The 5,439-nt window shown below is 41.6% G+C and carries 8 protein-coding genes; 2 read left to right on the forward strand and 6 right to left on the reverse strand.

Features of this window, described 5'->3' with window-relative positions:
• The 5 genes from exbB to RQ763_RS09020 all read right to left on the reverse strand — a co-directional run.
• The coding region (gene exbB / locus RQ763_RS09000; RefSeq protein ID WP_314152486.1) for a TonB-system energizer ExbB at positions 1-432 on the reverse strand (432 nt) is incomplete at its 3' end.
• Positions 432-1,262, reverse strand: coding sequence for a HAMP domain-containing sensor histidine kinase (locus tag RQ763_RS09005; RefSeq protein WP_314152488.1), 831 nt, complete (start codon positions 1,260-1,262; stop codon positions 432-434). The genes exbB and RQ763_RS09005, both read right to left, overlap by 1 nt.
• Positions 1,252-1,905, reverse strand: coding sequence for a response regulator transcription factor (locus tag RQ763_RS09010; RefSeq protein ID WP_314152489.1), 654 nt, complete (start codon positions 1,903-1,905; stop codon positions 1,252-1,254). Before RQ763_RS09010 ends, RQ763_RS09005 begins: the two co-directional genes overlap by 11 nt.
• Positions 1,898-2,905 carry a dihydroorotase gene (gene pyrC, locus RQ763_RS09015; protein WP_314152491.1) on the reverse strand — a complete coding sequence of 336 codons (1,008 nt, stop codon included), beginning with the start codon at positions 2,903-2,905 and terminating at the stop codon, positions 1,898-1,900. Before pyrC ends, RQ763_RS09010 begins: the two co-directional genes overlap by 8 nt.
• Complete coding sequence (locus RQ763_RS09020) at positions 2,902-4,260, reverse strand: phosphomannomutase/phosphoglucomutase (protein WP_314152492.1); 1,359 nt, start codon at positions 4,258-4,260, stop codon at positions 2,902-2,904. Before RQ763_RS09020 ends, pyrC begins: the two co-directional genes overlap by 4 nt.
• A 193-nt stretch (positions 4,261-4,453) precedes the next feature.
• On the opposite strand from RQ763_RS09020, the gene RQ763_RS09025 reads away from it, so the two are divergent.
• Entirely contained in the window at positions 4,454-4,681 is a 228-nt protein-coding gene (locus tag RQ763_RS09025; RefSeq protein ID WP_314152494.1) for an addiction module protein, read from the forward strand.
• A complete protein-coding gene (locus RQ763_RS09030; RefSeq protein WP_314152496.1) occupies positions 4,671-4,958 on the forward strand; it encodes a type II toxin-antitoxin system RelE/ParE family toxin in 288 nt (95 codons plus the stop codon). Before RQ763_RS09025 ends, RQ763_RS09030 begins: the two co-directional genes overlap by 11 nt.
• A gap of 22 nt (positions 4,959-4,980) precedes the next feature.
• Here RQ763_RS09030 and RQ763_RS09035 read toward each other — a convergent pair.
• Positions 4,981-5,439, reverse strand: a 459-nt coding sequence (locus RQ763_RS09035) for an outer membrane beta-barrel protein (protein WP_314152497.1), incomplete at its 5' end; no start/stop codon positions are given.

The raw sequence follows: 5,439 nt of genomic DNA on the forward strand, positions 1-5,439 counted from the left end.
TTGAGTGACGTCATATACCGTAAGTATCTTCTCGACTTTGCGGAGTAAAATAGTATAAGCGACAATTGCCGGCATAGCTACAACGAGCCCCATAGCCGTAGCTTTTAGTGCAAGTGCAAGTCCCACCATAATCTTTTTTGCATCGATTGCGCCGACATCGCCCATTGTGTAAAAGGTTAGCATAATACCGATAACCGTTCCCAAAAGACCTACATATGGAGCATTTGAGCCAATGGCACTTATAACGCTGATGTTGTCGGTCAGCTCCATCTCTAAAGTATCTCTATGGTTATACTTTTGCACATCTACAGTTGCATAAAACATCATTCTCTCAATGAAGAGCCAAAGAGTAACGATACTCATAAGGACAAGAAGTCCCATAACTCCGTAATCGAGTGCTACTTCCGCATATGCTAAAATATTTTCTTCCACTAATTTTCCTTAAATTTTAAAGTAACCGTCGTTCCGATATTCGGTTTGGATTGAAAGTTCAGCGTGATTGTATTGGCATCGCAAAATCGCTTTACCATACTAAGCCCTATGCCAAAACCTTTCATATTGTTGTTGCTCTGGTAGTAGTTGTCAAAAATTTTTATAAGTTCTACCTCATCCATACCACAACCGTAATCTTCTATGTAAAGAGAGTAGTTTTGCAATCTTATACTTATTTTGTGAATATCTCGTGAATATTTTACTGCATTGTCTATAAGATTGTCAATTACTTTTGATAAGCCTATTTTATCATTCGTTATATGGTGCGGCGAGAGTTGGAGTTCAAACTCCATGTGAGGGTAGATGCGCCCTAAAAACTCCACTCTGCTTTTAACAAGCTCACTAAGCTCAAACTCTTCGTATGTAATGTTCGCGCTCTGAAGTTTTATCATGTAGTCAAGTTCGTTGTAGCGCTGCTGCAGCATCTCACATGCGCTCTCTATTCTACCGGCTCTTTTGAAATCTTTCTCACTCTCAAGACTCTTCTTTAGCATGTGTATATTTGTTTTGATGGTGCTTATGGGAAGATTGAGCTCATGAAGTGTCTCGGTTGAGAGATTTTGAAGGTTTGTTACATGTTCAAAGAGCGGGTCAATAGAGAGTTTTGATATAATCACCCCCGCAAAGAGGGTTAGTACAAAAAGTACTAAAAAGAGCAAAGAGCTGTTTTGAACCTCTGCCACCGAGGTAAAGTAGTACAAAATGCCCATCAGCGCGGTAACGGTAAGCAGATAGTAGATAAAAATGCTAATGCGCAGATTACGAAACAAGTCTGTACCCTATGCCTCTTACGTTTTCGATGTTTATTTCGGAAATAAGATGTTTTATGCGCGTTATATATACCCGTATTGCCCCATCACTCCCGCCTTCGCTACTGCTCCAAAGCTCATCCAAGATCATCTCTTTTGGCACGGTGTTGTTTATATGTTTCATAAGCAGCAGCAGCAGCTCATACTCTTTTTTGGAGAGATCAAGCTCTTGGTTCTTGTAGAGAATTCGTCTGTGGAGAGTGTCATGATGAAGAAGCTCGCAGGAGTCTGTAGCAGTGCTGTTTGCTCTTTTTAAAATAGCACTTATGCGTAGAAGCATCTCATCTACATCAAAAGGCTTGGTCATGTAATCATCCGCACCGCTTAAGAAGCCTCTCTTTAATATCTCTTTGCTTTTGTGGGATGTTAAAAACATGGCAGGAGTCTTGTCATCAGAATCTCTAAGCTCTTTTAGAAGCGTCATGCCGTCAATTATCGGCACGTTTACATCCAAAAGATAGAGGTCAAACTTGTGAGCATAGGTCATCTCAATAGCGCTCTGCCCGTTTGTTACATGCGTTACCTCATACTCGGCATCTTGCAGAAGGTCTATAATGGTGTCTGCAAAGAGGATGTCGTCTTCAAGCAGCAGTATTTTATTCAATGCTCTCTATCGCCCAGTTTATAACTCTGCTTGCATACATCGGGATAACACCGTTGTAGGTCTCAGGTACAACAAAAGGGCGTTTTTTTAAAACAACCTCTTTAAACTCAGGACAAATTCCATAGATGTTTTGAGCATTGTCGCTTACAAAAGCTTGAAGATTATCAAGTTTATCGTACTGCTCAAAGATTTCACACAGAAGCTGAAGCGCTATCGGCGCGCTGAAAACTCCGGCCGCACATGCCGAGGACTCTTTTTTCTCTTTTGAGTGAGGTGCCGAGTCTGAACCAAACATCACCTTTGGATGCGCTTCAAGAGCAACGCTCAAAAGCGCGTCCAAATCCTCCGGTCTTTTTGCAATCGGCTTGCAGAAGTTATGCGGCATCATCATCCCACCTACAACGTCATCAAGCGTTAAAAGAAGGTGATGCACGGTGATGGTCGCATAGAGATTTTTGTGTTTATCAAGCATCGCAACCGCTTCTTTTGTCGTAATATGCTCCATGATGATTTTTAAATCAGGAAAGTTGGTAGCAAGAAGCTCGTAGATGCTCATAAACTCCGCCTCTCTATCCATCACAAAACCGTCAGTCTCGCCATGAACGCAAAGAGGAATCCCAAGAATGCTCATAGCCTCTAACGTCTCACGCATCTCCTCTATGTCAAATGATGAAACGCCGCCCTCAGAGTTTGTAGTAATTCCTGCAGGATAGAGCTTAATAGCCGTAATATGCTCTTTTGCATCGGCTAGAAATTTTTTGCCGTAGTTTTTATAAAAAAGCGTCATGTAAGGCTCAAAGTAGTCGTTTGGAACCGCTGTAATGATGCGCTCTTTATAAGCTTTTACATCTTCGAGTGTCGTGACGGGCGGAACAAGGTTTGGCATGATTAGAGCGCCGCTGAAACTGTAGGCACTAAGAGGCGCTACATTTTCAAGCATTACAGCGTCGCGAAGATGGAGGTGCATGTCAAGCGGCATTATAAGTGTGTGGGTTTTCATAGAGCATCCTTTGCGTTTTGTATAAGATTGTTCATCTCTTTTTCGTAGAGTTTTGCTTCTTCCTCTGAGGTCGATTCAAAGCGGGTAACAAGAACCGGAGTCGTGTTGCTAGCACGAACAAGCCCCCACCCATGTTCAAAGTTTATGCGTACTCCGTCTACATCAATGATATTTTTGATGGCAGGAAACGATTCTGGAGGATTTTTGAGAAGCTCTTTTACTTTGTCGATAATCTTAAACTTCTCGCTCTCGGTTGTGTGGACTTTTATCTCCTCGGTTGAGAAAACCTTCGGAAGTTTTGCAAGCTCCGCGTCGAGATCAACTCCGTCATGGATAAGCTCCAACATTCTAAGCGTTGCGTAGATGGCATCATCGTAACCGAAATAGCGGTTTTTGAAAAATATATGCCCGCTCACCTCACACGCAAGGTCAGCACCAATCTCCTGCATCTTTACCTTTATGTTCGAGTGACCTGTTTTGTACATAACCGCTTTTGCACCGCGCTTCTCAAGCTCGTCATACATTACTTGTGAACACTTTACCTCGCCCACGACGGTCGGCTTATCCATCTTCATGGCAAACAGAAGTGCCATCATGTCGCCCTTGATGTTGTTTTTATGTGTAAGTACGGCAATTCTATCAGCATCCCCGTCGTACGCAAAAGCTATGTCGCCCTCAGCTTCTAAAAGCTTTTTTACATCCTCAAGGTTGTGTTCATCGGAAGGGTCTGGATGATGGTTTGGAAAAGTGCCATCAGGCTCAATGTAGAGACCCTCTGTGTTGAGTCTTAAGGTACTAAAAATTCTCTCGGTAACGATTCCAGCAACACCGTTTCCGCAGTCATAAACGATGCGTGTCGGCATATCTTTGAGGTGAGAAAATTCGCTGATAAGAAAGTCAACATACCTTGTAACCGCATCTATCTCCGTTACCTCTCTTTGAGCAGCTTCAGGAAACTCCATCGTTTCACACTCACGACCCAGAGCATAGATATCCTCGCCAAAAAAAGGCGCTTTGTCTATGGTTATCTTAAATCCGTTGTATTCGCTTGGATTGTGAGAGCCTGTAATCATAACAGAAGCAGAGGGAGTGATACCGTCCCACTCTTGGTAGTTGGTAAAGTAGTTTACGGGAGTAGGAACAAGCCCCATATCCAGAACCTTTTTGCCGCCGGCATTTAGTCCATGAACAAGGTACTCAAAGAGAACAGGAGAGTGGCTTCTAGCGTCATAACCGACAGCTACATACTCGCCTTTGATTTTTGAAGCAAGCGCGTAACCTATACGCACAACGCTCTGCTCGTTTAACTCTTTCTCGTAAATCCCTCTGATGTCATACTCTCTGTAAATGCTCACTATGTTTGCCTTTTGTAGTTTATGGATGTAATTTTACTATAAATGACTTATAATCAGATAATGGAGAATAGAGGAGAGTTATAAAATAGATTAAATTTTTCCTCGTCTATACAAGCGAGATAATATATTGAGAATTTTTTCTAAAATTTTGATTGTGTTATAATGCTAGTAATAAAAAAAAGGAGTTTGTATCATGCTTGAAGCTTTGGATTTGCAAAAAATGAGTATTTCAGATAAGTTTTTGATGATGGAGGAGTTGTGGGAAGATTTGAGCCAGAATGCTTCTGCAAATGGTTTTTCACCTCAGTGGCATTATGATGAACTTGCTCAAAGAGAGAAAAAAATCCAAGATGGAGAGCTTAAGTTTTCCTCACTATCTGAAGCAAAAAAGAGATTAAGAAACTCAATTTATGAAAATTGAAATTTTAGATGAAGCAGAAAACGACATTTTAAACGGCGTGCGCTTTTATGAAGCGCAAAGTAAAAATTTAGGAACTTATTTTTCAGATTCTATCTTGTCCGACATTGATTCTTTGTATCTGTATGCAGCAATTCATGTAAAGATAAATGGCTATTACAGACTCCTCTCAAAACGATTTCCATTTGCTATCTACTACAAACAAAAAGAAGATATAGTTTATATTTATGCTGTTTTAGATTGCAGACAAAATCCAAGCAAGACACAAAAAAGATTGTAGTTGTCGTAATTTTAGGATTTTCCTACCACACAAAGCGGATAAGCGCATCTACTGTGTCATAGTCGTACTTGTAGTCCAAACTTGGCACTTCCATATCGTATGTTCTATACTCCAGTGCGAGTGCTACATGTTCAAGCACTTTGTAAGAAACTCCTGCTCCATAACCAAAACCGTCTGCCGATGTGCTTGAGCTGATGGCTTGCACCTGATAGCCTGCGATGCCGTAGAGTGCAAGCGGTTTTGTCGGGCTGTACCCTAAGTGAAAATCTACACCAATACCGTTAAACCAAGAGCTGCCCATCGCACTGCTATCCTCAAAATCGCCCTGATGGTATGCAGTACTAAACCCAGCCATAACGCAGTTGCTAAAGACTTTGCTAAAACCGTAACCGATACTAAAAGTGGTTGTTGACTGCTCCATTATATCTGCCTTTGATGCACCGACATAGACATAACTCTCCGCCATAAGGCTTGACGCTAA

It is taken from the genome of Sulfurimonas sp. (genome assembly GCF_032250635.1).
Classification (GTDB): Bacteria; Campylobacterota; Campylobacteria; order Campylobacterales; family Sulfurimonadaceae; genus Sulfurimonas.